Origin of the sequence: Mesopusillimonas faecipullorum (assembly GCF_020539505.1) — a bacterium.
GTDB lineage: Bacteria > Pseudomonadota > Gammaproteobacteria > Burkholderiales > Burkholderiaceae_B > Mesopusillimonas > Mesopusillimonas faecipullorum.
In genome coordinates, this window is record NZ_JACDXW010000004.1 from 54386 (window position 1) to 79550 (window position 25165).

The 25165-nt window shown below is 58.0% G+C and carries 25 protein-coding genes; 8 read left to right on the forward strand and 17 right to left on the reverse strand.

Translation table 11 applies throughout. The features are described from left to right. The first annotated feature begins 15 nt into the window (after nucleotides 1-15). Nucleotides 16-1149: an ABC transporter substrate-binding protein gene (locus H0484_RS08580; RefSeq protein ID WP_226954163.1), complete on the forward strand. Its 1134-nt coding sequence runs from the start codon at nucleotides 16-18 to the stop codon at nucleotides 1147-1149. 49 nt (nucleotides 1150-1198) lie between these two features. On the opposite strand, the gene H0484_RS08585 is transcribed toward H0484_RS08580, so the two are convergent. The 3 genes from H0484_RS08585 to H0484_RS08595 all read right to left on the reverse strand — a co-directional run bounded on the left by H0484_RS08585 (nucleotide 1199) and on the right by H0484_RS08595 (nucleotide 3378). Further along, nucleotides 1199-2107 carry a LysR family transcriptional regulator gene (locus tag H0484_RS08585; protein WP_226954164.1) on the reverse strand — a complete coding sequence of 303 codons (909 nt, stop codon included), beginning with the start codon at nucleotides 2105-2107 and terminating at the stop codon, nucleotides 1199-1201. A gap of 75 nt (nucleotides 2108-2182) precedes the next feature. Beyond that, nucleotides 2183-3019, reverse strand: coding sequence for a class III extradiol dioxygenase family protein (locus H0484_RS08590; protein WP_226954165.1), 837 nt, complete (start codon nucleotides 3017-3019; stop codon nucleotides 2183-2185). Nucleotides 3020-3021: 2 nt separating this feature from the next. Beyond that, on the reverse strand, nucleotides 3022-3378 hold the full coding sequence (locus H0484_RS08595; protein WP_226954166.1) for a protocatechuate 4,5-dioxygenase subunit alpha: 357 nt from the start codon (nucleotides 3376-3378) through the stop codon (nucleotides 3022-3024). A gap of 80 nt (nucleotides 3379-3458) precedes the next feature. Between H0484_RS08595 and H0484_RS08600 the strand changes: the two genes are divergently transcribed. Continuing rightward, nucleotides 3459-4400, forward strand: coding sequence for a LysR family transcriptional regulator (locus H0484_RS08600; protein ID WP_226954167.1), 942 nt, complete (start codon nucleotides 3459-3461; stop codon nucleotides 4398-4400). 84 nt (nucleotides 4401-4484) lie between these two features. Here H0484_RS08600 and H0484_RS08605 read toward each other — a convergent pair whose 3' ends face one another. The 8 genes from H0484_RS08605 to H0484_RS08640 form a co-directional block, all read right to left on the reverse strand. Further along, nucleotides 4485-5492, reverse strand: a complete 1008-nt coding sequence (locus H0484_RS08605) for an aldo/keto reductase (protein WP_226954168.1) — start codon at nucleotides 5490-5492, stop codon at nucleotides 4485-4487. A gap of 20 nt (nucleotides 5493-5512) precedes the next feature. Further along, entirely contained in the window at nucleotides 5513-6466 is a 954-nt protein-coding gene (locus tag H0484_RS08610) for a Gfo/Idh/MocA family oxidoreductase (RefSeq protein WP_226954169.1), read from the reverse strand. Between the two features lie 78 nt (nucleotides 6467-6544). Then, nucleotides 6545-7414: a class III extradiol dioxygenase subunit beta gene (locus tag H0484_RS08615; RefSeq protein ID WP_226954170.1), complete on the reverse strand. Its 870-nt coding sequence runs from the start codon at nucleotides 7412-7414 to the stop codon at nucleotides 6545-6547. A 3-nt stretch (nucleotides 7415-7417) separates the two neighbouring features. Continuing rightward, nucleotides 7418-7864, reverse strand: coding sequence for a protocatechuate 4,5-dioxygenase subunit alpha (ligA, locus tag H0484_RS08620; RefSeq protein ID WP_226954171.1), 447 nt, complete (start codon nucleotides 7862-7864; stop codon nucleotides 7418-7420). A gap of 2 nt (nucleotides 7865-7866) precedes the next feature. Beyond that, nucleotides 7867-8784, reverse strand: coding sequence for an amidohydrolase family protein (locus tag H0484_RS08625; protein WP_226954172.1), 918 nt, complete (start codon nucleotides 8782-8784; stop codon nucleotides 7867-7869). Nucleotides 8785-8795: 11 nt separating this feature from the next. Beyond that, nucleotides 8796-9479 (reverse strand): 4-carboxy-4-hydroxy-2-oxoadipate aldolase/oxaloacetate decarboxylase, encoded by a 684-nt coding sequence (gene ligK / locus H0484_RS08630; RefSeq protein ID WP_315859948.1) that lies wholly within the window; start codon nucleotides 9477-9479, stop codon nucleotides 8796-8798. Between the two features lie 15 nt (nucleotides 9480-9494). Further along, nucleotides 9495-10520 (reverse strand): amidohydrolase family protein, encoded by a 1026-nt coding sequence (locus tag H0484_RS08635; protein WP_226954174.1) that lies wholly within the window; start codon nucleotides 10518-10520, stop codon nucleotides 9495-9497. A 255-nt stretch (nucleotides 10521-10775) separates the two neighbouring features. Beyond that, nucleotides 10776-11258: an RrF2 family transcriptional regulator gene (locus H0484_RS08640; RefSeq protein ID WP_226954175.1), complete on the reverse strand. Its 483-nt coding sequence runs from the start codon at nucleotides 11256-11258 to the stop codon at nucleotides 10776-10778. A 361-nt stretch (nucleotides 11259-11619) separates the two neighbouring features. Here H0484_RS08640 and H0484_RS08645 point away from each other — a divergent pair, with 361 nt between their 5' ends. Continuing rightward, nucleotides 11620-13071 (forward strand): EAL domain-containing protein, encoded by a 1452-nt coding sequence (locus H0484_RS08645; protein WP_226954176.1) that lies wholly within the window; start codon nucleotides 11620-11622, stop codon nucleotides 13069-13071. 21 nt (nucleotides 13072-13092) lie between these two features. Here the strand turns inward: H0484_RS08645 and H0484_RS08650 are convergent, their stop codons facing one another. The 4 genes from H0484_RS08650 to dctP form a co-directional block, all read right to left on the reverse strand. Then, a complete protein-coding gene (locus H0484_RS08650; RefSeq protein ID WP_226954177.1) occupies nucleotides 13093-13524 on the reverse strand; it encodes an acyl-CoA thioesterase in 432 nt (143 codons plus the stop codon). A gap of 69 nt (nucleotides 13525-13593) precedes the next feature. After that, nucleotides 13594-15129, reverse strand: coding sequence for an indolepyruvate oxidoreductase subunit beta family protein (locus H0484_RS08655; RefSeq protein WP_226954178.1), 1536 nt, complete (start codon nucleotides 15127-15129; stop codon nucleotides 13594-13596). After that, the gene (locus H0484_RS08660) at nucleotides 15119-17305 is read right to left on the reverse strand and encodes a thiamine pyrophosphate-dependent enzyme (RefSeq protein WP_226954179.1); all 2187 of its coding nucleotides are present in this window, start codon (nucleotides 17303-17305) and stop codon (nucleotides 15119-15121) included. Before H0484_RS08660 ends, H0484_RS08655 begins: the two co-directional genes overlap by 11 nt. Nucleotides 17306-17394: 89 nt before the next feature. Further along, the gene (gene dctP, locus H0484_RS08665; RefSeq protein WP_226954180.1) at nucleotides 17395-18399 is read right to left on the reverse strand and encodes a TRAP transporter substrate-binding protein DctP; all 1005 of its coding nucleotides are present in this window, start codon (nucleotides 18397-18399) and stop codon (nucleotides 17395-17397) included. 187 nt (nucleotides 18400-18586) lie between these two features. Between dctP and H0484_RS08670 the strand changes: the two genes are divergently transcribed. Then, nucleotides 18587-19519: a LysR family transcriptional regulator gene (locus H0484_RS08670; RefSeq protein WP_226954181.1), complete on the forward strand. Its 933-nt coding sequence runs from the start codon at nucleotides 18587-18589 to the stop codon at nucleotides 19517-19519. On the opposite strand, the gene H0484_RS08675 is transcribed toward H0484_RS08670, so the two are convergent. Beyond that, entirely contained in the window at nucleotides 19479-20345 is an 867-nt protein-coding gene (locus H0484_RS08675) for a carboxylate/amino acid/amine transporter (protein WP_226954182.1), read from the reverse strand. The two genes, H0484_RS08670 and H0484_RS08675, sit on opposite strands and share 41 nt — an antisense overlap. A 99-nt stretch (nucleotides 20346-20444) precedes the next feature. Between H0484_RS08675 and H0484_RS08680 the strand changes: the two genes are divergently transcribed. Further along, nucleotides 20445-21083 (forward strand): pseudouridine synthase, encoded by a 639-nt coding sequence (locus H0484_RS08680; RefSeq protein ID WP_226954183.1) that lies wholly within the window; start codon nucleotides 20445-20447, stop codon nucleotides 21081-21083. A 60-nt stretch (nucleotides 21084-21143) separates the two neighbouring features. Here the strand turns inward: H0484_RS08680 and H0484_RS08685 are convergent, their stop codons facing one another. Continuing rightward, nucleotides 21144-21656, reverse strand: coding sequence for a cupin domain-containing protein (locus H0484_RS08685; protein ID WP_226954184.1), 513 nt, complete (start codon nucleotides 21654-21656; stop codon nucleotides 21144-21146). 116 nt (nucleotides 21657-21772) lie between these two features. On the opposite strand from H0484_RS08685, the gene H0484_RS08690 reads away from it, so the two are divergent. The 3 genes from H0484_RS08690 (at nucleotide 21773) to H0484_RS08700 (ending at nucleotide 25159) form a co-directional block, all read left to right on the forward strand. After that, nucleotides 21773-22768, forward strand: a complete 996-nt coding sequence (locus H0484_RS08690; RefSeq protein ID WP_226954185.1) for a 5'-methylthioadenosine/S-adenosylhomocysteine nucleosidase — start codon at nucleotides 21773-21775, stop codon at nucleotides 22766-22768. 70 nt (nucleotides 22769-22838) lie between these two features. Next, entirely contained in the window at nucleotides 22839-23576 is a 738-nt protein-coding gene (locus tag H0484_RS08695) for a SapC family protein (protein WP_226954186.1), read from the forward strand. Nucleotides 23577-23704: 128 nt separating this feature from the next. Then, the gene (locus tag H0484_RS08700) at nucleotides 23705-25159 is read left to right on the forward strand and encodes an aldehyde dehydrogenase (protein ID WP_226954187.1); all 1455 of its coding nucleotides are present in this window, start codon (nucleotides 23705-23707) and stop codon (nucleotides 25157-25159) included. Nucleotides 25160-25165 lie beyond the last annotated feature (6 nt).

Consider the following 25165-nt stretch of genomic DNA (forward strand, 5'->3'; position numbering starts at 1 on the left):
ACCAGGAGACAAACTATGACAAGCAAAAAAATTCTTACCACGCTGATCGGCCTGTGCATAGCAGGCGCAGCCCATGCTGATGTCAACGTTGGCGTCATCGTCAGTGCTACGGGCCCTGGGGCCTCGCTGGGTATTCCCTATCGCAACGCTTTCAGTGTCATGCCCGATACGCTGGGTGGCGAAAAGGTCAACTACACCATTCTGGATGACGGTACCGACCCCACCAGCGCCACCCGCAACGCACGCAAACTGGTGCAAGAACAAAAAGTCGATCTGATCATAGGTTCGGGCACTACGCCGTCTGCCGTGGCCGTTGCCGAGGTGGCATCCGAAACCAAGACACCACAGATTTCGCTTTCGCCTTTGCCAGGTACCAATGCGGGCTCCGACTGGACGTTCTCGGTGCCTCAGCCCATGAGCGTCATGATGAAAACCGTGGCCGACCACATGAAAGCCCAGGGGGTTAAAAAGGTGGCCTACATAGGTTTCGCCGACGTGTGGGGCGATCTGGTCTATAACGGGTTTTCCGCCCATGCCAAAGATTTAGACATAGAAGTCCTTACCAACGAACGCTATGCGCGTAACGACACCAGCGTCATGGGCCAGGTTATCAAACTGATTGCCGCCAAGCCCGACGCGATTCTGATCGGGGGCAGCGGTACACCCGGCGCCTTGCCTCATACCACGCTGCGCGATCGCGGTTACACGGGGCCCATTTATCACAACCCCGCTGTGATCAACAAAGACTTTCTGCGCGTAGGCGGCTCCAAGATCGAAGGCGCTTATGCGGTAACAGGGCCGGTGATCGTGGCCGAGCAGTTGCCCGACAGCAACCCTATCAAAGAGGTAGCGTTGGAATTCATCAAGGCTTACGACACCGAGTACGGCCCTGGCAGTCACAATGCCTTCTCGGCCTACTCATGGGACGCCAATCTGCTGGCCAACCATGCCGTTGCCGAAGCCAAAAAGAAAGCCCAGCCTGGCACACCTGAATTCCGTGCAGCCATTCGCGACGCGCTTGAGCAAACCAAAGAACTCGTGGGCACGCATGGCGTATACAACATGACGCCCACCGATCACACCGGCGTAGACGAACGCTCCGCAGCTTTGGTGCAGGTTGAAAAGGGCGGCTGGAAACTGGTGCAATAAGCATTTTCCGGCATAGTCGTGGGCAGGCCTTGGTGGCCGGCCAAGGGCCTTAAGGCGCCTTGGCATCGGTCAGCAGCCTGCCCACTGTTTCTTGCAGGATTTCCATCAGAATGCGTTGCATGGCGGTGGTTTGCCGGTTGGAATTCACCCCCAGTGCAATCTTGGCGCTAAGCTTGGGCTCTACGATTCGGCAAAGCTTGAATCCGCTGTCATTGGCCAAGGCCGTTACGGCATTGGCCGACAAAATGGCATAGCCAAAATGGCATTGCACCAAGTCCAGTATCGATCCCACCCCGTCAACTTCTACGCTGATGTTGGGGCGCAGCCCTAAATGGGCCAGGCCGCTTTCTACCAGCATGTGGGTGGCATTCGGGCGGCTGGGCAGTATCAAGGGGTAATTGGGCAGGCTGCGGGCGGCCACCACGCTGGGTACCTTGGCGTCGTCGGCGCGGGCCACCATGAACAGCTCTTCTTCTACCAGGGGCAGCAGGTCTATGTCGGGAGACGAAGACGCGTTATAGAGCAAGGCCATATCCAAACTGCCGGAAATCAGGGATTCCTGCATGCTGGCGGTCAGGCCTTCGCGTATGACCAGCGTAGCGGCCGGCAAGCGTTGCTTGAAGGCGCTAAGCACCGGCACCACCAGCAGCTTGAGCAAGCTGGGGGGCAAGCCCAAAGCCACCTTACCCACCAATGCCCCACGTGCGCGGCTCATTTCTTCGCGCAGGCGCTCGGCCTGATGCAAGATGCCACGGCTGTATCCCAGCAGCAGCTTGCCCGCGTCAGTCAGGCTGACACCGCGCCCGTTGCGCAGCAGCAGGTTCTGGCCGAACTCCACTTCCAGATTGCGTATCTGCCGGCTGAGTGCCGGCTGGGCAACGTCCAATACGATGGAGGCACGCGTAAAGCTGCCTAGCTCTGCCACGCGTACAAAGTACTCCAACTGTTTTAAATCCACGACGGGCTCCCGGTTTGCATACCCGCGATTGCAATGTAAAAACGCGCGGGATGCAAGCCGAGATTGTGACCGGCCTTAGATGGGTTCCATCAACATCGTGGCGGCTGCGGTGTTGGAGATAGGGATGTGGTAGCTGGCGTGCACCAGTTTTACCCGCCCCGGCACCGTGGCGCGCGCGGCCAGCCAGTTGACCAGTTCCACGCCTTCGTTACCCACCTGCTCGACCAGATCCACATCGCTGAATTGGGTGGCCCACTGCGGGTCGTTCAGCATGCTGTCCATGAAGCGTTCGTCGAAAGGCTTGTTGATATGGCCGGCGCGTTGGCCCTCCAATTGATGCGACAAACCGCCCGAGCCTATGACCAGCACCTTGAGATCTTCCGGATAGGAGGCAATGGCCCGGCCTATGGCTTCGCCCAGCTTGAAGCAACGGCGTGGGGACGGCATGGGAAACAGCGTGGTGTTGATGGCCACGGGTATGCTTTTTACCGGCCATTTTTGATGCGGCCAAAGCAGCGCCATGGGCAGGGTGAACGAGTGGTCTACCAGCATCTCCTGGCAGCTGACCACGTCGAACTCATCGCGCACCAAGTTGTCGCGTAAATGCCATGACAAGTCTTCAGCACCCGGAAAACTGGGTTGCGGCGGAATGCCCCAGCCTTCGTCTTCACTGACGTATTCGGGAGCCGTGCCTATGGCAAAGGTAGGCAACTTGTCGAGAAAGAAGTTAAGGCCGTGGTCGTTGTAGCAAGAGACCACAACGTCTGGTTTGACTTTCTCCAGCCACTCATGGATGGGTGGAAAGCCGTCGAAGAAGGGCTTCCAGTAGGGATCGCTCTGGAGGTTCTTGGCGATGGCCTTGCCCAAGGCGGGCACGTGTGAAGTGGTCATGATACCGACGATCTTAGCCATGATTATTTCCCCGCATCATTCAATTTTTGTTGGAAGGCTTCTTTGCTCAGGCCGGTTTGCAGTGCGCCCAGATCTTGCATGTCCAGGCCTAGTACGCCACTGACCAGCTTGCCCAGAAAATATACGCCGCCGCCTACGCTGATCAGCGTCAGCACATCGCGTTTCAATATGGCCTGGGTTTGCTCCTCGTCTAGACCGAATTTGCGGCAATAGGCCGCTTCGTCACGAAGGAAAGCCTCGCGGTTGGCCTGATTGTTAAAAGAGAAGCACATTTTGTTCAGTGCATAGCCACGACGGGCGGTCTGACTGTCGAAAATCGGCGTGCCCGGAATGGTGCGCTGGGTTTCGTAGCGTTGCATGATGGGTCTTCCTGAAAGAGAATGAGTTCATTATCTGTGTCACAACGCATAAAATAAATGGGGATTTGCTAATATGATTCATGAAAGAAATTAATCATTTGAATCTGGACGGCCATTTATTGCGTGTGCTGGTGGTGGTCTACGAAGAGGGCTCCATCACCCGCGCAGCCAGTCGCTTGGGCGTCACACAATCCGCTGTCAGTCATATGGTGGGTCGGTTACGCACCATAGTGGGCGACCCCTTGTTTGTGAAATCGGGGCGTTCGGTGGTGGCGACGGCGCAGGCGGCTAGCTTGGTCGAGCAGGCCCGCAGCCTGCTGGATCAGTTACGTCATTTCAGTAGCCGTGCCGATTTCGATCCTGGGTCGCTGGATTTCACTTTGACCATTGCCGCAGGCGATTTGCAGCGCGACCTACTGCTGCCTGAGCTATTCGAGCGCTTGCGGCGTCAAGCGCCACGCTTGCGTCTACGGGTGATTCCCTCGAATATTCCCAGTCTGGAGATGTTGCGCCAAGATCGCTGTTTGCTGGCGATCTCGCCTCGGCTGCCCGAAGGGGCCGACATCATGCACAGACGCTTGTTCGACACACGTTATGCGGTGTTCTACGACGCACAAGCGCGCCAGCCGCCCACAGATCTGAAGGCTTACCTGGAAGCAGAGCACGTCACGGTGGTGTACGAGCCTTATCGCGCCTTGGATATTGATGATTACCTGGCCGAGCAGGGCGTGCTACGCCAGCTCGTTGTCAGTGTGGCGGGCTTCGCCGCCATCGCACCTTTCTTGCGAGGCACGCAGCGTCTGGCAACGCTGCCTTCCCATTTGGCGGTCTCGCAACTGGCCGGTTTTGGGCAAGCACCGCCGCCGGTAAACTGCCCCAGCATGCCCATGTATGCCATCTGGCATCAGCGCTACCAGCACGATCCTTTGATGCGTTGGGTGTTGGACGCTCTGTATGAGGTCACCAGAGGGGTAGCACCGCCGCTCATCAAAGCGTCGGCGGCGCGCAAAAAGCAGTCGTAGGGCTGCTCTTAAAATGAGGACGTCGAGAACAGGTCAGAAAGGCCTTGAGCAAGGCCCCTGATGTCGTTTGAGCTTGAATAGAACTTAAGCGGCGAACTGCTCGGTGTCGATTTCTTTTTGAGTCGCAGCCGGATAGCGGGGGCCGGCAACCGTTTTATTGTTGATCAGTTGATTCAGCTTTTCGACCACGTCGGCAGACAGCTGCACCTTGAGAGCGCCCATATTGTCTTCGAGGTGAGAGATGGAGCGCGTGCCGGGTATGGAGACAGCCTTCGGCTGAGCAGCCATGATCCAGGCCAGGGCCAGCTGGGCAGGCGTGCAGCCGACTTCGGCGGCAATGGCCTTGTAAGGGGTAAGCAGCTGCAGGTTCTTGGCGTAGTTCTCTGCCGAAAAGCGGGGCATGCCCAGGCGTATGTCTTTCTCGGTAAGCTGGGTTTGTGGATCAGTAAGTTCACCGCACAAGAAAGCTCGGGCCAAGGGGCTGAACGCCACCAGTGTCGCGCCGACTTCGCGGCAGGCTTCTACCACGCCGATCTCGGCTTCACGCGACCACAATGAATATTCGTTTTGCACGGCGCTGACAGGATGTACGGCATGCGCCTTGCGTATGGTTTCGCCGGAAACTTCAGACAAACCTATGGCACGGATTTTTCCGGCACTGACCAAATCGGCCAATGCGCCGACGCTGTCTTCGATAGGTACGTTGAAATCGCGGCGGTGCAGGTAATAGAGGTCGATGACATCGGTTTGCAGACGCTGAAGGGCTTCGTCGCAGGTAGCCTTCAGGGTGGCGGGGCGGCCATCAATGACGCGCTTGCCATCGACGCCCGTCATGCCGCATTTGCTGGCCAGTGTGAAGCGCTGGCGGTGGGGCTTGAGCACCTGGCCCACCAGCGTTTCATTGGCACCAAAACCATATAGCGCGGCGGTGTCGAACAAGTCGACGCCAAGATCCAGCGCACGCAATAGCAAAGCCTTGGCTTCTTCAGGGCCGGGTGGTACGCCATAGGCGTGGCTGAGGTTCATGCACCCCAGACCGATGGCGTTGACCTTGAAGGGACCTATGGTTCGCTGTGTCGTGTGCTGTGTCATGGCGTTTTCCGGTTAGTGATTTAGGCCAGTTGCTTCTCGAGTTCGCCCAGAACGCGATAGCAATCCAGTACCTTGGCGACGGAAGAGTTAGGCTCGCGGCCTTCACGAATGGCGGCGAAGAACTCGCGATCCTGGAGTTCGATACCGTTCATCGAAACGTCGACATTCGAGACGTCGATTTTCTCGTCCTTGCCGTTGTACAAGTCGTCGTAGCGGGCCAGGTAGGTGCCGGTGTCGCCGATGTAACGGAAGAACGTGCCCAGGGGGCCGTCGTTGTTGAAGGACAGCGACAAGGTGCAGATGGCGCCGTTGGCGGCCTGCAGCTGTATCGACATGTCCATGGCAATGCCCAGCTCGGGGTTGATGGGGCCCTGGATGGCATTGGCCTTGACGATAGGCGAACCGGTTTGGTAGGCGAACAGATCGACCGTGTGGGCGGCGTGGTGCCACAGCAGATGGTCGGTCCAGCTACGGGGTTGGCCCAGTGCGTTCATGTTGGTGCGGCGGAAGAAGTAAGTCTGAACATCCATTTGCTGGATATTGAACTCGCCGGCTTCGATCTTTTTGTGCACCCACTGGTGGCTGGGGTTGAAACGACGGGTATGACCCACCATGGCAATCTTGCCGCTGGCTTTCTGTGCGGCGACGACGGCTTCGGCGTCGGCCCAGGAGTCTGACAGGGGAATTTCGACCTGTACGTGCTTGCCGGCTTTCAGGCAGGCAATGGTTTGCTCTGCGTGCATTTGCGTGGGTGTGCACAGAATGACGGCGTCGACTTCAGGCAGGGCCAGGCTTTCGGACAGATCGGTGGCGACGTGGCCAATACCGTATTTGTCGGCGACTTCTTTGGTCTGGTCGTAACGACGGCCAACCAGCGAAACGACTTCGACGTCGGGGATGTTCTTGATGCCGTCCAGGTGCTTGATGCCGAAGGCACCCGCACCGGCCAAGGCGACTTTGATAGTTTGGGTCATAGGGTTCTCCGTAGCGCTACCCAGGAGGGCCTGAGCCCTCTTGGGAATAGAGGTGGATAAAGAAGTGACGCAAATGCCTTATCTGTTTTCCAGGATAAGGTGGCCCACTGCCGTGTTGGAGGCAGGGACGTGGTAGAAGCGGTGTGCCACCTTGGGCAACAGGGCGGGGCCGTCCACGTCGGACATGGCGCCGCGGGCAATCAGCCACATCACCAATTCGATGCCTTCGGAACCGGCTTCGCGCACGTATTCGATGTGCGGGATTTGCGCCAAACCCGAGGGGTTTTCGATGAGTAGATCGAGGAAGCGGTTGTCCCACTCTTTGTTGATCAGGCCGGCGCGAGCGCCTTGCAACTGGTGGCTCATGCCGCCCGTACCCCAGATCTGTACATTGAGGTCTTCGTCGAAGCTTTCGACGGCTTTACGAATCGCGCGGCCAAGGTTGAAGCACCGTTGGCCCGAAGGCACGGGATACTGCACGACGTTTACGGCAAAGGGGATGACCGGGCAAGGCCAGGAGCCGGTTTGCGGGTCTTGTTCGCCGCACATCAGGGACAGCGGCACGGTCAGACCGTGGTCTACGTCCATCTTGTTGACGATGGTGAGGTCGAAATCTTGCTGAATGACGCTTTGCGCGATGTGCGAAGCCAGTTCGGGATGACCGTAGACCTTGGGTACCGGACGGGGGCCCCAGCCTTCATCGGCGGGCTGGTATTCGGCACCGGTGCCAATGGCAAAGGTGGGAATACAGTCCAGGTCAAAGGCGGTGGCGTGGTCGTTGAACACCAGGATGATGACGTCGGGCTTGTTGTCTTTCATCCATTGGCGGGAGAATTCGTAACCCTGAAACAGCGGCTGCCAGTAAGGTTCTTGGGTTTTGCCCAAATCCATGGCGGCGCCAATGGCCGGCACGTGCGAGGTATAGACGGATGAGGTAATGCGAGCCATGGTTTATTGGCCTCCTTTCTGTTTGCCGGCGCTGCCTTGAGGCTGGCGATGCGCTTGTGAGTCGCCGTCTTCACCAATGTAGCGGTTGCCTTCAGCCGAACGACCGCCGTTGATCATCATGTTGCGGTATTCTTCTTCCGTCATGCCGGTCATGGAGCCGGCCATCTGTTGGAAGCTAAGACCGTGCGTAGAGCCCAGCTTGGCCAGGAAGTAGATATTGCCGCCCAGGCTCATGCACCAGTTAAGGTCACGCGCCAACAGGGCTTGCTTGGCCTCTTCGCTAAGGGGCCATTCGTCAAGATAGGCCCGCTCGTCCGCTTTGAAGCGCTCGCGGTTTTCGGCTTTCATCAACGACATGCAGAACTGGTTGATCCAGTAGCCTTTGCGTGATTGCTCGGCGTCGAAAATGATGGTGCCAGGAACGTCCTGGTACGGTTTGTCTAGCGCCATGATTAGACCTCCTCGGGCCAGTATAGCCGCATGGGATTGTCGACCAGCAGCTTGCGCTGCAGCTCGGCAGTCGTTGCGATATGGGGGATGAAATCGACCAGCAAGCCGTCGTCGGGCATGTGGTTTTTCAGATTGGGGTGTGGCCAATCGGTGCCCCACAAAACACGGTCGGGGAACTCCTCGACGACTCGGCGTGCGAAGGGCACGACGTCGCGATAGGCATTGCGTTCGCCGTCCAGGGCGGGGGGGCCGCTGACCGACAGGCGCTCGGGGCACGAAACCTTGCTCCAGACGTTCTCGTGCTCGCGCATGAACTTCAGGAACAGTTCGAACTCGGGGCCATCCACCGGTTGGGTGACGTCGGGACGCCCCATGTGGTCAACCACGATGGTCGTGGGCAGTGCGGTGAAGAAATCCCACAGCTCGGGCAGGTCGACGGCTTCAAAGTAGATGACCACATGCCAGCCCAGCTTGGAGATGCGCGTGGCGATTTCCAGGAGTTCGTCTTTTGGGGTGAAGTCGACCAGGCGCTTGACGAAGTTGAACCGTACACCGCGCACGCCGGCGTCGTGCATGGCTTGCAGCTCTTCGTCGGTAACGCTGCGGCGCACCGTGGCGACGCCACGCGCTTTGCCGTTGCTGTTTACCAAGGCATCTACCATGGCGCGGTTGTCGGCGCCGTGGCAGGTGGCCTGCACCACAACATTGCGGGCAAAGCCCAGATGATCGCGCAGGGCATACAGCTGTTGCTTGCTGGCGTCGCAAGGCGTGTACTTGCGCTCGGGGGCGTAGGGGAACTCGTCGCCGGGGCCGAACACGTGGCAATGTGCGTCAACAGCGCCTTCGGGCAGCTTGAACTGAGGCTTGGAAGGCTGAGCGTACCAGTCGAGCCAGCCGGGGGTTTTGGTGAATGTGCTCATAGGGCTGCCTGTCAGTCTATGTACTTGAGACCGGCTTTTTCGAGCGGCTCACGCATTTTGTACATGTCCAGGCCCAACACGCCTGCGGCCAGCTTCTCGCGCTTTTCGCCTTCGTTGGCTTCGCGTGCGGCAGCGGCATCGGCCACTTGCGCGGCGATGGCGGCGGGAACGACAACGACACCGTCATCATCGGCAACAATGACGTCGCCAGGGTTGACCGCAGCACCGGCACACACCACGGGGATGTTGACCGAGCCCAGCGTAGCCTTGATGGTGCCTTTGGCGCTGATGGCTTTGCTCCAGACGGGGAAGCCCATTTGCTTGAGGTCGCGGGTGTCGCGGACACCACCGTCTATGACCAGCGCGCGTGCGCCACGGGCCATGAAAGAAGTGGCCAGCAGATCGCCAAAGTAGCCATCGGTGCATTCTGCCGTGATAGCCGCGACGACGATGTCGCCGGGTTGAATCTGCTCGGCTACGACGTGCATCATCCAGTTGTCGCCAGGGTGCAGCAGCACGGTAACGGCTGTGCCGGAGACCGGTGCGCCCGAATAAATGGGACGCATATAGGGCTTCATGAGGCCAACGCGGCCCATGGCTTCGTGCACGGTGGCGCTGCCAAACTTGCCCAGCCTGTCGGTGGCCTCGCGGTCGGCGCGAACGATGTTGCGTTTAACGATACCCAGATTGTTCAGACTCATGTTGGTTCCTTAGCGGCCTTGGGCCTTGAGGGCGGCATCCAGACGCGAGTAAACGCGGCGGGCATTGCCTTCGTAGATCATGTGGCGTTCTTCAGTGGTCAGGTCGGCAGCTTCGATGTAGCGCTTGGTGTCATCGTAGTAGTGGCCGGTTTCAGGATCGATACCGCGCACGGCGCCAATCATTTCCGAGGCGAACATGACGTTCTTGAGCGGAATCACGCGGGTCAGCAGGTCGATCCCGGGCTGATGGTAGACGCAGGTGTCAAAGTAGATGTTGTTAAGCAGATGCTCGTCGAGCAAAGGCTTTTTCATTTCTTGAGCCAGCCCGCGATAGCGGCCCCAGTGGTAGGGGGCGGCGCCGCCGCCGTGAGGAATGACGAACTTGAGCGTGGGGAAGTCTTTGAACAGATCACCCTGGATGAGCTGCATGACCGCCGTTGTGTCGGCGTTGATGTAGTGCGCGCCGGTAGTATGGAAGCAGGCATTGCAGCTGGTGGAGACGTGAATCATCGCGGGGATGTCGTACTCGACCATTTTTTCGTAAATAGGGTACCAGTGGCGATCGGTGAGCGGAGGGCTCGTCCAGTGGCCGCCCGAGGGGTCGGGGTTCAGGTTGATGCCGACCATGCCGTATTCGTTAACGCACTTTTCCAGCTCGGGGATGCAGGTCTTGGGGTCTACTCCGGGCGACTGGGGCAGCATGGCAGCGCCGATGAAATGCTCGGGGAACAACTGCGACACCCGATAGCAAAGCTCGTTGCAGATGGCGGACCAGGTGGAGGACGTTTGGAAGTCGCCGATATGGTGGGCCATGAAACTGGCGCGTGGGCTGAAGATGGTCAGGTCGGCACCGCGCTCTTTCATCAGGCGCAGCTGGTTTTGCTCGATGGTCTGGCGCAGATCATCATCGGAAATATGCAGCTCGGAAACCTTGGGTGCTTGCGAAGGGTCTTTCAGCGCGGCGATCTGGCGATTGCGCCAATCTTCGAGAGCCTTGGGGGCCGTCGTGTAGTGGCCGTGAATGTCGATGATCATCCTGTACTCCTGTCGGATACTTGAATCAGATTCTTGATCTTGCCGCCGTAGAGTTCGACGGCGGCAGGGCGGCAATGCTAGACAAGCATAAAAAGAACGCCGGCCACACGCGCCATAATTTTAGGCGCAGCGAGGGCTCGGGCTTAACAACCCATTATGCGGCGAATGTGCTGGTATGAAAATAGCATGATGATACTAGCAGATATGCCCAAGTGGCATATCTTTAAAACAAACATGCCGGTCAGGCAAGACGCTTTACTCGGTGCTAGTGCTCAGTGCTTGGCGTGGTGTGGGTAGAAGCAGGTGCTCGTTAGGATTGAGCAAGCGATGGGCGGCAGCGGCGTCAGGAATCAGGTCTTTCAAGGTGTATTGATTGAGTACCTGAAAGTAAGCCACCAAAGCCTGATTGAGCACGCCTTTCAAGCCGCACACCGGTGTAATAGAGCAGCGATTACCGGCCTGAAAGCATTCCACCATGTCGAAATCGGGCTCCATGGCACGCACTACCTCGCCCACATTGATTTCGGCCGCCGGGCGCCCCAGGCGCAAACCGCCTGCTCGGCCACGCGTGGTACGCAAATGGCCCAGTTGCCCCAAGCGCTGAACAATCTTGATCAAATGATTCTTGGGCAGGCCATAAGCATCCGCAATGCGCTGGATGGTGACGGGTTCATCGGCATGGACGGCCACGAAGATCAGGACGCGCAGGCTGTAGTCGGTATAGTAGGTAAGTTTCATACGCCAAGGCTGAACGGATCGGCGGCATTGGCCGCTCGGTCATTCTAGCAGGCCTGTTCATGCGAATTCGGGAAAACCTTAGCCGGGCAGGGACGTAAGTGGCTAATAAGACGTTATAAACTGCTCCAAAATAGAAGGGTTTGTATGTGCAGGCTGTAGTGGATTGTCGCATGTGGGATGTGCCCGGTTGGTTCTCTTGCGGGGTTCGCCGGGTCACCTTTCAAGGACGAGCATGGCGTACCGTAAAAGAACCTCCATTGGCATTCTGGTCGCTCTGCTCTGTGCGCTCGTGCCGGTGACGATAATGGCCTTGGTAGCGTGGCGGGTGTCGGTGCAAAATATGTAAACGCGCCTTGAAACCATGGCCCAGCTACTTATCACGCGCGAAGAGCTTACCGTCGAACAAATTTCTGCCATCCTGAACCAACTCTCTTGGGCCAATTTGCCGCCTTGCGGCAACGAGCATATTGGGCTGATGCGCCAGCTCACCGTCAACACACCGGCCCTGGATGAAATCGCGTATGTCACTGACGGTCTGGCCACGTGTTCTTCTTGGGGTGAAGGCTTATACGAGTTTGGCGAAGAGGCTGTCATAGGCCGGACATCCGATGGCCAAACCTCGTTCATGTTGTCTTATATGTCGCCGTCCAGCGGCGGTGGGCGCGCCCTTGCGCTAAGCCAGGGGCCCTACCGGGCTTTGATCAGCTTGAAGTACTTCGTCGATGTGATTGCCGAGCCTAAAATGCAGATGGGCTTGGCTACCCACGATGGCAGGCCTGTCATTACCATAGGCTCAAGCCCCGACGGCGCCCTCGAAAAGGCACTCCTGACAAAGGGGGCAGTACAGATTCCCGGTTATCAACAAGCTGTTGTCAACTCGCCGCAGTGGATTTCCATGGCTATGTATCCGGGCGGCGGTTTTTTCCAGTATTTGCGTACCGAGCATGACGGGCTGCTCATTGCCGGCGGCCTTGTGTTTCTGCTGACCTTGGGTATTTGGATGCGGCGCTCTTCGCCTCGGGACGAGTTGCGCGCAGCTATCCGAAGCGAAGAGCTCTCGGTGCATTATCAGCCGATTATCAATCAGCGCAGCGGCGAATGTGTCGGAGCTGAGGCCTTATTGCGCTGGCGTCAAAGCGACAACACCTGGATACAGCCCGATTTGTTTATCCCCATGGCTGAGGCGAATCGGTTGATGGCACCCCTGACCGACCTGCTTTTGCGTACCGTTGCCAACGAGATGGGGCCTTTATTGAAGGCGAATCCCGAGCTGCACATTTCTCTGAACCTGTATGCCGAAGACGTCAGCACCGGTAGAGTGTTGGGTGTGCTAGAGAACACTTTGATTGTTGCGGGAGTGCGGCCACGCCAGATCTGGCTTGAGGTAACTGAACGCAGTTTCATGGATATTGAGTCTGCGCGTACTATGCTGCAGCAGGCGCATGATCGTGGCTATATTATTGCCATCGATGACTTCGGTTCGGGCTATTCCAGTCTTCAATACCTGCAAAGTTTGCCGGTAGATGTACTGAAGGTGGATAAATCCTTTATCGCACCCATAGGAACGGGGGCCGTTTCCAGTCATGTCATTTACCACATCATCGAGATGGGCAAGAGTTTGAATCTGGTGCTGGTGGCCGAGGGGGTGGAAACCCAGACACAGGCCAACTACCTGGCCGACCAGGGGGTCAGCCTGGTACAGGGCTGGCTGTATGCCAAAGCCATGCCCATACGTGAACTACATGAGTTTCTAGGCCAACGGCCCTCAGCAGGACGATTGGCGGCAGCGGCCTCCCGCGCAGAGGCCGTATGACCGTGGGCCGGCGGCCTGACCTCAGGCTTGATCGTCGACCAGATAAAGCGACATACGCTCGCGGAAATCGGCTGGGATTTCCAGGGGGCTGATGTCTTTCACCGAGACAAACACGATGGTCGCGGTAGCCTCTACACGTACCTTGTTGTCGGGCCCGCACAGCTGAACGTTCAGTTGTGCCGACGTGCGCCCCAGCTTCAGCACTCTAAGGTGGCCGCTTAACTGATCGCCCAAACGGCTAGGCGCCTTGAAATCTACCTGCAAATTAACGGTGGGGATGCCCAAGGAACGTTCGCTATGCAGCGTGTAGTAACTGATCAGCAAGCCGTGGTTGAACCAGTGCTCGACGACGTCATGCACCAACTCGACATATCGAGGATAGAAAACGATAGCAGCCGGATCGCAGTGCCTGAATAAGACTTGTATCGGCATGCTGTGTACACGGGAGGACATCGGGGTTTCCTTGCAAGAATGAGTTAAGTGGTCGCCCTTGCCTGGCTGGCGCAAGTATTGGGGTTGCCCTTAGGGGGCTGCAGCAACGTTTTGGTCAAGCTCAGCCAGGCTGTCGCCCAACTGCCTGCCGTGGTCATCGGCCAAGGCCGCCTGACGCAGCTTGGCCAGCCGCTGAGCGGCGTCTGGCAAAATAGCCAGCGTGGGCAAAGCCGACATGATACTGCCATAGTTGCTCAAACCGCGCGCATGGGTGTCTCCGTAGCCTTTGACCAAGTTCTGGCAGGCTGCGATTTCACAGGCAAGATCATAGTTGTGCGCATATTGGCTAATACTGGCCAGCCACTGCCGAATGTGGGCTTGCTCGCGCTGGTAGCGCAGCGAACGGCGACGCAGGCTGCGCAGCGCAGCGACTGAGTACAACAGCAGGAATCCGCCTAATTGATTGCTGCGAATGACGCGCCCCTTGCGGGTGTGACGTTCTAGCAGATTATGGGCCCAGCGGTTGCGCTGGATCCAGCGCCCCAAGCCCGCCGGTACCGTATCCACGATTTCTTCTGCGCGGGGATGAAAAAATTCATTGATGTGCAGCAGCTGGTCGGGCTTGGGCTGGTGCTCTTTGCGCACTCGCTCAAAACGGCTGGGGCGGATTTTCAGTTCGGCAACGCGTATGGTGTCTTCGAAAGTCATCCATAGCGCCAGGTGCCGGGCTGTTTCCTGCAGAAGGCGGCGCTTGGGGGAGGCTTCAGATTCCAGCGCGGCGATAGGCTGCAGTTTGTCCAGATAATCGTGGGCGTAAGCCGGGTCTTGATAGTCTGCGGTGCGTGCCACGCCCGCTAAAAGTATCTCGTGCGCCCACTGAGGAAAGGCTTGTTCGATACGCTGGGCATGGGCTTGCAGCCGTGCGTCAAGTTGTCCGGGGGCTGTCGGGTTGCAAGGCGCTTCAGCACCGTGCGTAGCTTGCTCATCTGCCTGGCTGAAATAGGCGCTATAGCCCGCGTCGAAGGCTGCCAGACTGCTGCTTACCGCGACGCCGCTACGCTCTATGGTGGCTTCAAAATCCTGTCGCGTCAGCGGTAAAATATGGGCGGCAGCTAAAGCACCAAAAAGAACCGAACTGATGACGCTGCCATGCTGTTGGGCGAGGGCGGCAAAATCCTGGCATACGAAATGCTTGGCGGCATCAAGGCCGGCTTGCCGCAGGCTTTGATAGTCTTGTCGTCCGTCACCCATGGCCATTTTCTCGGGCATGGCGTAAACCCGGTTCGATGAGGAAATCAGCAGGGTTTTATCTCGCGTGACCAGGCCGCGTTGTACCGCTCTAGCGGCTTCCATCAATTCAGAAGCCAGCACGATGTCCACGTCGCCGGGCACTGGCATCAAACCCAGAAACGGGGCAGGTGTGTCTTTGCGTGAGACGGGCAGAATCTCGACGTAATACAAGGTGGCGCCGGTACGCTGGGCGACGCCGGGCACCGAGCTGGTCTGGGCATAAAAGCCCGCGTGTTCGGCGACAGACACTATCCAGTCGGCAAGAACACCACCGCCTTCCCCGCCCATGGCAAGAATGGCAATTTTGATAGGCATGATTTGAGCGTCAAACTGCATGACGATATTCCTTGCGAGTCAGGCGGCGTTGCAAGACGCGTATGATTTTTTGAGCCAGACGTGCGCGCAGCGTTTCGAAGCGGCGTGGGTTACTGATGACGTCGGCGCGGTGAAAAGAGGGGCAAAGCACGGCTGCGTGCGAGACTTCGCCGCACAAGCCACAACCCACACAGCTGGAAAGCACGGTGGCGACGGGGTCGCGCCGTAAGGGGTCGGGATTGTCCTTGATAGACAGAGAGGGGCAGCCCGACAGGCGAATACAGGAGTGATCGCCGGTACAGGTGTCATGATCGACGCCAAAGCGTTCGTTGACCACGCGCACGCCGTCTTTGGCCAATTGCCGTTTAAGGGGCTTGACGCGGCGCTGCTTGTTCAACATACATTCCGACTGCGCAATGACAACCTTGGGGCCAGGCTCGGTTGCCGTCAGCGCTTGCTCTATGACCTCTTGCATGTTTTGCAGGTCGTAGGTGTGGCTAACGGTACGCACCCATTTGACGCCAACGCCTTTAACAGCGTCTTCGATGCGGTGATGGGTGGAGCGTACCGGGGTGTCGGCGCGGGAAGACAGTATGTCCTGGCCCCCGGTGGCGGCTGAATAGCCGTTGTCGATAATGACGGTAACGTTGTCGCTGCGGTTGAACACCGCATTGCCTATGCCGGAGGTGAGGCCGTTATGCCAAAAGCCGCCGTCGCCCATGATGCTGATGGTGCGGCGTTGGGTGTCGGCGGTGTTGAATGCCGCAGCGCCGGCGGCGCCCAAGCCATAGCCCATCGAGGTAGCGCCTATATTGAAAGGCGGCAGCGCGGCAAACTGATGGCAGCCTATGTCGGCGCTCACGTAATGCTGACCTATACGCTTTTCTACCATTTTCATGGCGGTGAAAATAGGGCGTTCAGGACAGCCCGTGCAAAACGAGGGGGGGCGCGGTAGTACGCCATCCACTTTCTCCAGCGCTACGCCGGGCATAGAAGGCACAATAGGAATGACGGGGGGATCCAGTAGCTTGGCCACGCCCGCGGGCAATGCTTGCCGAGTCGCCAGGTGGGGGGCGTGCTGGCCCAGGAACCGGCGCAGGCCTTTAAGCATGACCCTAGGCGTGTATTCGCCCGCCCGGGGCAGCATGTCTTTTCCGTGCAGTTGGGTGTCAGACCCGGCGCGGCGCAAAACAGTGTGCAGTTCCTGTTCTATGAATTCCGGCTGGCCTTCTTCCAGCATCAGCACAGCCTGCTTGCCGGCGCAAAACTGCAGCACTTCTTCGGGTATCACCGGATACACCACGTTCATGACGTACAAGGGAACAGTGGTATTGCCGTAAATGTCGGCCAATCCCATCAGCGCCAGTGAGCGCATCAAGGTGTTGGTCAGGCCGCCTTGAACAATGATGCCTATCTTGCTTTCTTCACCCGGGAAAAACTCATTCAAGCCCTGTTCACGTATGTGATCCTGTGCAGCCTGCCAGCGCGACTCGACCTTCTCGTGCTCGTGAACGAAGGTGGCGGGTGCCAAAGCCATGCGCTCGACGTCTCGGCGCGGCTGCTCTATGGCTTGCTTAAGCGTAAAGCTGGGTTTGTGGTTGTCGCGTGCCTGAAAGCGCCCATGCACGTGACAGGCGCGTACGCGCAGCGTCAGCATCACTGGTGTTCGACTGGCTTCCGACAAAGCGAAACTTTGTTCGACTGCTTGCACCATAGAAGGCAGATTGGGTCTGGGGTCCAGCAACCACATCTGCGATTTCATCGCAAAGGCATGAGAGCGTTCCTGGATGATGCTGGAGCCCTCGCCATAGTCTTCGCCCAGAATGATAAGGGCGCCCCCGGTGACGCCGCCGGACGCCAAATTGGAGAGCGCGTCTGAAGCGACGTTGGTACCCACCGTGGATTTGAACGTGATGGCGCCGCGCAGCGGGTAGTGCACCGAGGCACCCAACATGGCTGCAGCCGTGGCTTCTGACGCACTGCTTTCAAAATGCACGCCTAGCTCATCCAGCACTTCGCTGGCATCAGCCAGTACGTCCATCAAGTGAGAAACGGGTGAGCCTTGGTAGCCGCCCACGTAGGCCACGCCGGCTTGCAGCAAGGCCTTGGTGACGGCCAAAATGCCTTCACCTTCGAATTCCTGACCTTCGCCTAGACGCAATTTGGCGATTTCCTGTTTGAATGAACGCTCTGCCATGAAAACTCCGGATGATTGAGTAAACGCTGATCAAAGGTGGGGCTTGCCGCCTGTGTACGTAAGCAGGTCGGCAAGCGGGCATTGGCACATTAGGGTTTGCTGAACAGCTCGCGCAATTTGTCACCGTGTTGCGGGCTCATCTCTTTGATGCGCTTCCAGGCGGCTTCGTTGGCGGCCTGCGTAAACTTGGTGGCAGCTTCGCCTTCCAGCTTGATCGTCTGGATGCCGGCCTGAGCTTGGCCGGCAGCTTCTTCAGCGGTTTCCTGGATGTAAGTGGCGTTCTGTGCTTCGGCCCATGCAAATTGCTTGTTCAGGAATTCACGTTGCTCGGGCGTCAAGCTGTTCCACTTTTTCAGGTTCATCAGGATGCCGTGCTCGGAGTTGTAGAAGCCCGGATCCACGCGATACTTGGTTTTTTCTTGCCAGCCTAGATCAAGAATGCCGGCAATGGGCCAGCCGTAGCCGTCTACCACGCCGCGTTCCAGTGCGGTGTAAACCTCGCCTGGCGAAGTCTGCACGACGGTGGCGCCTAGGGCCATGAAGAAATCGCGATAAATGGGCGTGATGCGGATTTTCTGGCCCGTCAGGTCGCCGGTGAAGCCCTTGTTGGTGTACAGGTGGTAGGGCAGATGATCGCTTAGGCGCGCCTGATAAACCAGGTTCTTGGGCGCCAGGATCGTGTTGATGTAGTCGGTGGCGCCGTTGGCGCGCAACTCTTCCGCACTCATATTGGTGAACGACATGGCCAGCGCCTCGGGTACCAGGCTGGTGTAGAAAGCGCCGGAAATGTTGGCCATGTCGACCACGCCGTTACTGACGGCGTTGCCCACTTCAAAAGGGGGGATGTTTTGCGGCCCACCCAGATAGTTGATTTGCACCAGGCCTTTACCTTCTTTATTGACCTTTTCGACAAACTGCTCGAAGTGCCGAGAAAAGAAGGTGTTCATGTCAAAAGAGCTGACGGCGCGCAGGGTGACTTCTTCAGCCGAAGCCGTTTTTAAGCTGGTGGCACAGGCCAGTACGGCAAGCGCCAGGCCTGCCGCGAGCTTAAGGCTGCACTGAAGGCGGGATGGGGCAAAAGCAATGACGGTCATAAATGTCTCCTGGTGTTGTGATGGTTTTTGTTATGGCCTTGCAGTCTAATGGGGGATTTTTATGACGGTCAATCAAGTTTATGGTGTATATCTATTAATTATTTTCATAAAATAGGGCTTGGACGAATCCGGTTAAGGTAAACCCCAGGCAGTCGGTAAACGCACTTTTGGCTTTTTGGAGAAAGCGGTGGACCTCAAGCAACTCAAGGCGCTGCAAGTGATTGTGGACACCGGTAGTTTCAGTGAAGCGGCGTCTCAGCTGGGCCTGACGCAGTCGGCGCTTAGTCACCAGCTACGGCGTCTCGAGGAAGAGCTGGATGAAACCTTGCTGGTACGTGCGCGGCCCAGGGTGTATCCCTCTGAAGCGGGTCAGGCGGTATTGGCGTCGGCCCGCAAGATTCAAACCGAGTTGGCTGGGCTGCAGACCCACTTTGCGCGGCAACGCAAAGGGCCGGTAACGGGTAGCCTGCATATCGCGGCCACTTCCTTATCTATCGTGTATGTGCTGGGCGACCTGTGCGAAGCCTTCATGGAAAAATACCCTGGCATAGAGGTGAACTTTACCGCTTCTGAAACTGCGGGGGCGGCTGTCAAGCGGGTGCTGGTGGGCGCATCGGATTTAGCCTTTACGCCCATGACCGAAGCCAACAAGCAGCTGGTGAGTGTGCCTTTGGGGCGCACGGATCATGTGTTTATCGTGCGCAACAGTCACCCTTTGGCCCAGCGACCGGCGGTATCGATGGACGAATTGCGTGCTTTTCCTTTTGTGCTGTTTCAACCGGGTAGCGGCACACGCGGCATTATGGACGGGTTGTTTTTGCCCAGCGGGGGCTACGGGCGCATTCTGACTGAATCCAATGACGCCCAGTTCATCAAGCGCATTGTGTCCATCAGCAACGGTGTGGCCTTGATGCCGGTCTATGCCATGTCTGATGGCGTGGCGCGCGAAAAGCTTAGCCAACTGACTTGCGAGCAGACGGTGCCCCACGTAGATATCGGCATCGTCCATAGACGCGGTGTGCAAATGCACGCCATCGAACTCTTCAAAGCGCTATGCCTGGATTTGCGCGGCCCCTCGCTTACCCACTATACGCGTACCAACGTCGGCCCCATGCGTTAAGCCACATGGCTGCCAGAATCACAGTACCACCGGCTAACAGCCTGGGTAGATCGGCGTCGCGATTCCAGATCAGTAGATTCACCAGCAAGCCAGCGGGCACATGCAGTTCGTTCATGATGGCCAGGGTGCCGGCGTCTACTTGGGCACTACCTTTGACCCACCCATACATGCCCAGTGCCGTGGCAAACACCCCCATATAAGCCAGCACCCACCATTGCAGACTGGTGTCCGGCAATTTGTTCACGTTGCCGAATAATAGGAATGAAGGGAGCGCAATGACCAGCGCACCAATGAAGAAGTGACCAAAGTAACGATGTAGCGGCTGCGCTATTGGATAGTTGATTAGCAGGCGTCGGCACAGCACCTGGCCTGCTGCAAAGCTGGCGTTGGCTATCTGCAGCAGAATAAAGCCCCTCAGATATTCACCTTCTAGCGTATCGAAGCGGATGATGACCCCGCCCGCAACGGCTAGCCCTGCCGCCAGCAAGGCCCAGGGGCTGAAGCGCCTAGCCAAGGCATCGTCCAGTAGTGTCACGTAAATAGGCGTCAGTACCGTAAAAAGCAGCACTTCGGGCACGGTAAGCACCTGAAAGCTGCGGTACAGACACACATAGGTGATGCCGTATTGCAAGGCCCCGGCAAGCCAGAAGCCCGAGCGCAACCTGGACGGCAGGCCGCGCCAGCGTGTAAAGGGCAAGAACAGGGCTGCGGCAATGAGCACCCGGGTCAGAACGGCGAAATCGCTATCTACCTGGCCGGCCAGATACTCGCCTATGAAGCTGAAGGAGAAAGCCCAGAGTACGGTGACAAGCAGCAAATAAGACATGAAAAGTGGGAAAAATAAGTAGCGGCGACCATGATAGCGGTTTGATGCCAAGGTACTGAGCTAGCATAGCGTTTTGCACTCCCGGAATGTCGCGCCATTATGCCTACGCATCGCCCCGAGCGCCCCACGCGCAAGCCTGCTCTGCGAGGCAATACACCTGGCGGTAGGCCGTATAAGCCTGCGCGCGCTGCACCTGCGCAGCCCCGGCTCATCTTGCTCAACAAGCCATACGGCGTACTCACCCAGTTCACCGACGACGAGGGCAGGGCGACGCTGAAAGACTATCTGCCTGTCAGCGACGTTTATCCGGCGGGCCGTCTAGACCGTGACAGTGAAGGGCTTTTGCTGCTGACCAATGATGGGCGTTTGCAGGCTCGCATTGCCGATCCCCGTTATAAGCTAGAGAAAACTTATTGGGCGCAGGTAGAGGGCACACCTAGCGAAGAGCAGTTGCAACAATTGCGGGCAGGTGTGGTGCTCAATGACGGCCCCACCCGGCCTGCACGCGCCAATTTTCTGGCGCCGCCCGATCTATGGCCGCGCGACCCTCCTATCCGGTTTCGCCAGAGTATTCCTACCGCGTGGTTGGAAATCACGATCTCCGAGGGACGTAATCGCCAGGTGCGTCGTATGACAGCGGCGGTGGGGCTGCCCACGCTCAGGTTGGTGCGGGTGGCCATTGGTTCTTGGAAACTAGGCGACATGCAGCCCGGCCAATGGCGCGAAGTGATGCTGTAAACGCGCTTAGGCGCGGCGCCTTGTTTGGGCTTGCTGCGGGCGACATGGGCTGAATAAGGCTCAACGCACCGATTGCGGCAGCAGCCTTCTCACGGTCTCGGTGTCAGGGGCGCCTGCCAAGGCCAGGGCCTCGGGCGTGGCCAACTCAAATTCACTGAACTCGAACCCTGGTGCCACGGTGCAGCCTACCAAGCTGTAGCCTTCGCGCTCATTGCGGGCCGGCATGGGTTCGGCGGCAAACCAGGCACCCGCAGGCACCACATGTTGGAACTGCGCACCCGGCAATTCCACCGGGTGCCCCAGGTGCAGGGTAGCCAGCTTGCCTTTGTGCAGCACATGAATACGTAAGGGACTACCCGCGTGAAAATGCCAGATTTCGTCTGAGGCAATGCGGTGCCACGCAGAGTATTCGCCTGTCGCCAATAAAAAATAAATGGCGGTGCCAGCATGTCGCGAGGCGCCGTCGGGCCGCATCACGCGTTGCGTGCTACGGTAGGTTTCCCGGTAATGGCCGCCCTCGGGGTGAGGAGCTAAGCCCATGGCTTGGATCAAAACAGCAGCGGTGGTGGTCATAAGGGCTCCTTGACGGCTTGTTGTTGCAAGCAGCGCGGCTTGGATAGCAGCACATCGTCATAATATAGAGTCAGATTGGGCGACAAGCACTTAGAGACATGACGATAAGGGCGGAAATGAAACAAAAACCAAGGAATATTCTAGGCGGCTGCGTGCTGGCCTTGGCAGCGCTACTCGGTGGGGTTCAAGCGTTGGCGGCGCCTGGCAATCCGCAGGCACCTGACGCGGCGCAAGCGGGTATCCGCCTTGACGACACGCCTCGCGTCGCGGTGATATCGGCTTTTGCTCCCGAACTCGTCCTGTTGCGCAAGTCTTTACTCGATCCGCATGTGTACCGCGTCAATGGTATGGAGTTTGTGACGGGCACCTTGCAAGGGCATCCCGTGCTGCTGTTTCTGAGTGGTATCAGCATGGTCAATGCTGCGATGAACACACAGCTGGCGCTGGACCGTTTCAATGTTTCTCACATTCTGTTCAGCGGTATTGCAGGGGGCGTCAATCCCGAACTGAATATTGGCGACGTCAATGTGCCTGAACGCTGGGCGCAACATCTGGAAGTGTTGATGGCGCGTGAAGTCGAGCCAGGTATCTACGAAAAGCCTCCCGGTAAGGGAACCATGGACCTTCCTCATTTCGGCATGTTGCACCACCGTGCCGTGAGGGTGGTGTCCGATGCGCAGCCCCAGCCCGAACCTCAATTCTGGTTCCCCGTCGACCCAGAGCTTCTGGCCATGGCTCGCGATATGCAAAATGTTGAACTGCAATCATGCGACGAAGATAATGTCTGCTTGCGCGAACCTCCTCGCTTGGTGGTTGGCGGTGCGGGTTTGTCTGGGACTGCCTTTGTCGATAATGCGCAGTATCGCGAACATTTAACCCAGGTGTTTCAGGCTCAGGTAGTCGATATGGAAAGCGCGGCCTGTGCCCAAGTTGCGCAAGCCAATAAGGTGCCTTTTTTGGCTTTTCGTTCGGTCAGCGACCTGGCGGGTGGCGGCCCCGACGCCAATGAAATGCCCATCTTCTTGGATATCGCTGCCGAGAACTCGGCTAGAGTCTTGATGGCTTTTCTGGAGCGCTGGACGACGCGGCCTGTGGTGGCGAGCCATCCGTAAAAAATTCAGGCGGCAAGGCGGCGATGTAGCTTAGCCGCGCCGCCCACAACTTTATATTCAAGGAGTCTTTATGGCAGGCACAGCCTTTTACGAACGTGCGGTGGCGCTGGACAAAGCCGCGCATCAGGGCTTGCGCATGCGCATGTTGCCCAGTCACTTTGCTTTTGCTCGCGCAGCCAATGCTTTTCCCCTTGCCGCCAGCGAGTTTGCCGAGGCCGGGCGCCATTACCCCATCGTATTCATAGGGGATGAAGCATCGGGTTTTCATGCTGCTGCCTTGCTGGGGCTGGAAGAAGGCGTCAATCTTTTTGTTTCACCCACTGGTGAATGGCAGCAAGAGGCCTATATTCCCGCGTTTGCCCGTCGATATCCCTTCGCGCTGGGTACCGAGCCTGGTCAGGACGGCCTGGTGGTGTATGTGGATGAATCCTATCAGGGCTTGAATCAAGAAGACGGCTTGGCTTTGTTCGAAGATGGCCAGGAAAGCGACTATCTCAAGCAGATGGTATCCTTCCTGAATGCCCTGAATCGGGAGCTGGAAGCCTGCCGCCAGGCCTGCGCCAAACTGCATCAACTGGGTTTGCTGACTGCGCGCACCATTACGATTACCCAAGAGGGCCAGAATCGTCGCCTGGGCGGGTTTTGGGTCGTAGACGACGAAAAGTACGCCAGCCTTGGCGATGAAGTCATCGTCGAATTGCACCGTTCGGGTATATTGCGCATGATAGAGCTGCACCTTGCCTCGCTAGGCTGCGTGCAGCGCCTTGCTCAGCGCCTGGAGCAATCGCCTCAAGTCGTGCGGCACTAAAGCCGCTATCAGCAGGATTCTGCAAGACGGCGCGACAGGCTGGCGTGACAATGAACCGGTTTAACGATGGCGTGCCAGAAACCTATACGCTTTGACCAACACTTTTCGCTGAATTGCCAGGTGTAAATATGACGAACAAGATTTCCATGCTGATTCAAGGGCAGTCTGTCCAGGCTGTCTCCGGTGCCGTGTTCGAGCGTCGCAACCCGCTGGACGGCCAAGTGGCCACCCAAGCACCTGCCTCCAAGGCCGAAGACGCCCGCAAAGCCGTCGATGCGGCGCAGGCCGCTTTCGAAAAATGGTCTCTTACAGGGCCCAGCGAACGTCGTGCACTGCTTAGCAAGGCCGCCGACGAAATCGACGCCCGTGGCGAGGCATTCACCCAAGCCATGGCAGCCGAAACCGGCGCTTCGGCGTTGTGGGCCGGCTTCAATGTGCATCTGGCGGCCAATATGCTGCGAGATGCGGCGGCGCTTACCACCCAAGTCGCGGGCGAACTCATTCCGTCCGACGTGCCAGGTTCCATGGCCATGGCGGTGCGCCAGCCTGCCGGCGTGGTATTGGGCATTGCCCCCTGGAACGCCCCTATTATTTTGGCTACGCGCGCCGTGGCGGTACCGCTGGCTTGCGGCAACACCGTGGTGCTAAAGGGCAGCGAGCTTTGCCCCGCCACCCACGGCCTGATTATCGAAGCCCTGCAAGCAGCGGGCTTGCCTGCCGGTGTCGTCAACTATGTCACTAACGCTCCCGAAGACGCAGGCGAGGTCGTCGCCGCCATGGTCGAGCACCCAGCGGTAAAGCGGGTGAACTTCACCGGTTCTACCAAGGTGGGCCGCATCATTGCTGGTTTGTGCGCTCAGCATCTGAAACCTTCCGTGCTAGAACTGGGCGGCAAGGCGCCGCTACTGGTGCTGGATGACGCCGACCTGGACGCAGCCGTGTCTGGCACGGCGTTTGGCGCTTTCGCCAACTCCGGTCAAATCTGCATGTCTACCGAGCGCATCATCGTTGACGAAAGCATCGCCGACGAGTTCGTCGCCAAACTCAAAGCCAAGGCTGAAAGCCTGCCCTTGGGCGACCCGCGCAAAGGTCCGGTCGTACTGGGTTCGGTGGTCGACATGACGACTGTGAACCGCGTCAATGAACTTATAGACGACGCCTTGGCCAAGGGCGCTGTGTTGGTATGCGGTGGCAAGGCAGACAACACTCTCATGCCCGCCACGCTGCTAGATCACGTGACGCCCGAAATGCGTATCTATACCGAAGAAACCTTTGCGCCGGTCAAGCCTATTGTGCGGGTCAAGGGCGAGGAAGCAGCCATTGAACATGCCAATAACAATGCCTTTGGCTTGTCTTCCGCGGTCTTCACCAAAGATGTCGCGCGTGGCTGGCGTGTGGCGCGTCGTATCGAGTCAGGCATTTGCCACGTCAATGGGCCTACGGTTCACGACGAAGCCCAGATGCCTTTCGGCGGTGTTAAAGACAGTGGCTGGGGCCGTTTTGGTGGCAAGGCCGGCATAGAGGCTTTCAGCGAACTGCGCTGGATCACCCTGCAGACCGAACCCCGTCATTACCCCTTCTAAGCTTAT

Bases quoted from the DNA above. Each gene is read 5' to 3' on its own strand.
- H0484_RS08580 (WP_226954163.1), top strand. From the start codon at position 16: ATGACAAGCAAAAAAATTCTTACCACGCTGATCGGCCTGTGCATAGCA.
- H0484_RS08590 (WP_226954165.1), bottom strand. From the start codon at position 3,019: ATGGCTAAGATCGTCGGTATCATGACCACTTCACACGTGCCCGCCTTG.
- H0484_RS08595 (WP_226954166.1), bottom strand. From the start codon at position 3,378: ATGCAACGCTACGAAACCCAGCGCACCATTCCGGGCACGCCGATTTTC.
- H0484_RS08600 (WP_226954167.1), top strand. From the start codon at position 3,459: ATGAAAGAAATTAATCATTTGAATCTGGACGGCCATTTATTGCGTGTG.
- H0484_RS08605 (WP_226954168.1), bottom strand. From the start codon at position 5,492: ATGACACAGCACACGACACAGCGAACCATAGGTCCCTTCAAGGTCAAC.
- H0484_RS08610 (WP_226954169.1), bottom strand. From the start codon at position 6,466: ATGACCCAAACTATCAAAGTCGCCTTGGCCGGTGCGGGTGCCTTCGGC.
- H0484_RS08615 (WP_226954170.1), bottom strand. From the start codon at position 7,414: ATGGCTCGCATTACCTCATCCGTCTATACCTCGCACGTGCCGGCCATT.
- ligA (WP_226954171.1), bottom strand. From the start codon at position 7,864: ATGGCGCTAGACAAACCGTACCAGGACGTTCCTGGCACCATCATTTTC.
- H0484_RS08625 (WP_226954172.1), bottom strand. From the start codon at position 8,784: ATGAGCACATTCACCAAAACCCCCGGCTGGCTCGACTGGTACGCTCAG.
- H0484_RS08635 (WP_226954174.1), bottom strand. From the start codon at position 10,520: ATGATCATCGACATTCACGGCCACTACACGACGGCCCCCAAGGCTCTC.
- H0484_RS08640 (WP_226954175.1), bottom strand. From the start codon at position 11,258: ATGAAACTTACCTACTATACCGACTACAGCCTGCGCGTCCTGATCTTC.
- H0484_RS08645 (WP_226954176.1), top strand. From the start codon at position 11,620: ATGGCCCAGCTACTTATCACGCGCGAAGAGCTTACCGTCGAACAAATT.
- H0484_RS08650 (WP_226954177.1), bottom strand. From the start codon at position 13,524: ATGTCCTCCCGTGTACACAGCATGCCGATACAAGTCTTATTCAGGCAC.
- H0484_RS08655 (WP_226954178.1), bottom strand. From the start codon at position 15,129: ATGCAGTTTGACGCTCAAATCATGCCTATCAAAATTGCCATTCTTGCC.
- H0484_RS08660 (WP_226954179.1), bottom strand. From the start codon at position 17,305: ATGGCAGAGCGTTCATTCAAACAGGAAATCGCCAAATTGCGTCTAGGC.
- dctP (WP_226954180.1), bottom strand. From the start codon at position 18,399: ATGACCGTCATTGCTTTTGCCCCATCCCGCCTTCAGTGCAGCCTTAAG.
- H0484_RS08675 (WP_226954182.1), bottom strand. From the start codon at position 20,345: ATGTCTTATTTGCTGCTTGTCACCGTACTCTGGGCTTTCTCCTTCAGC.
- H0484_RS08680 (WP_226954183.1), top strand. From the start codon at position 20,445: ATGCCTACGCATCGCCCCGAGCGCCCCACGCGCAAGCCTGCTCTGCGA.
- H0484_RS08685 (WP_226954184.1), bottom strand. From the start codon at position 21,656: ATGACCACCACCGCTGCTGTTTTGATCCAAGCCATGGGCTTAGCTCCT.
- H0484_RS08690 (WP_226954185.1), top strand. From the start codon at position 21,773: ATGAAACAAAAACCAAGGAATATTCTAGGCGGCTGCGTGCTGGCCTTG.
- H0484_RS08695 (WP_226954186.1), top strand. From the start codon at position 22,839: ATGGCAGGCACAGCCTTTTACGAACGTGCGGTGGCGCTGGACAAAGCC.
- H0484_RS08700 (WP_226954187.1), top strand. From the start codon at position 23,705: ATGACGAACAAGATTTCCATGCTGATTCAAGGGCAGTCTGTCCAGGCT.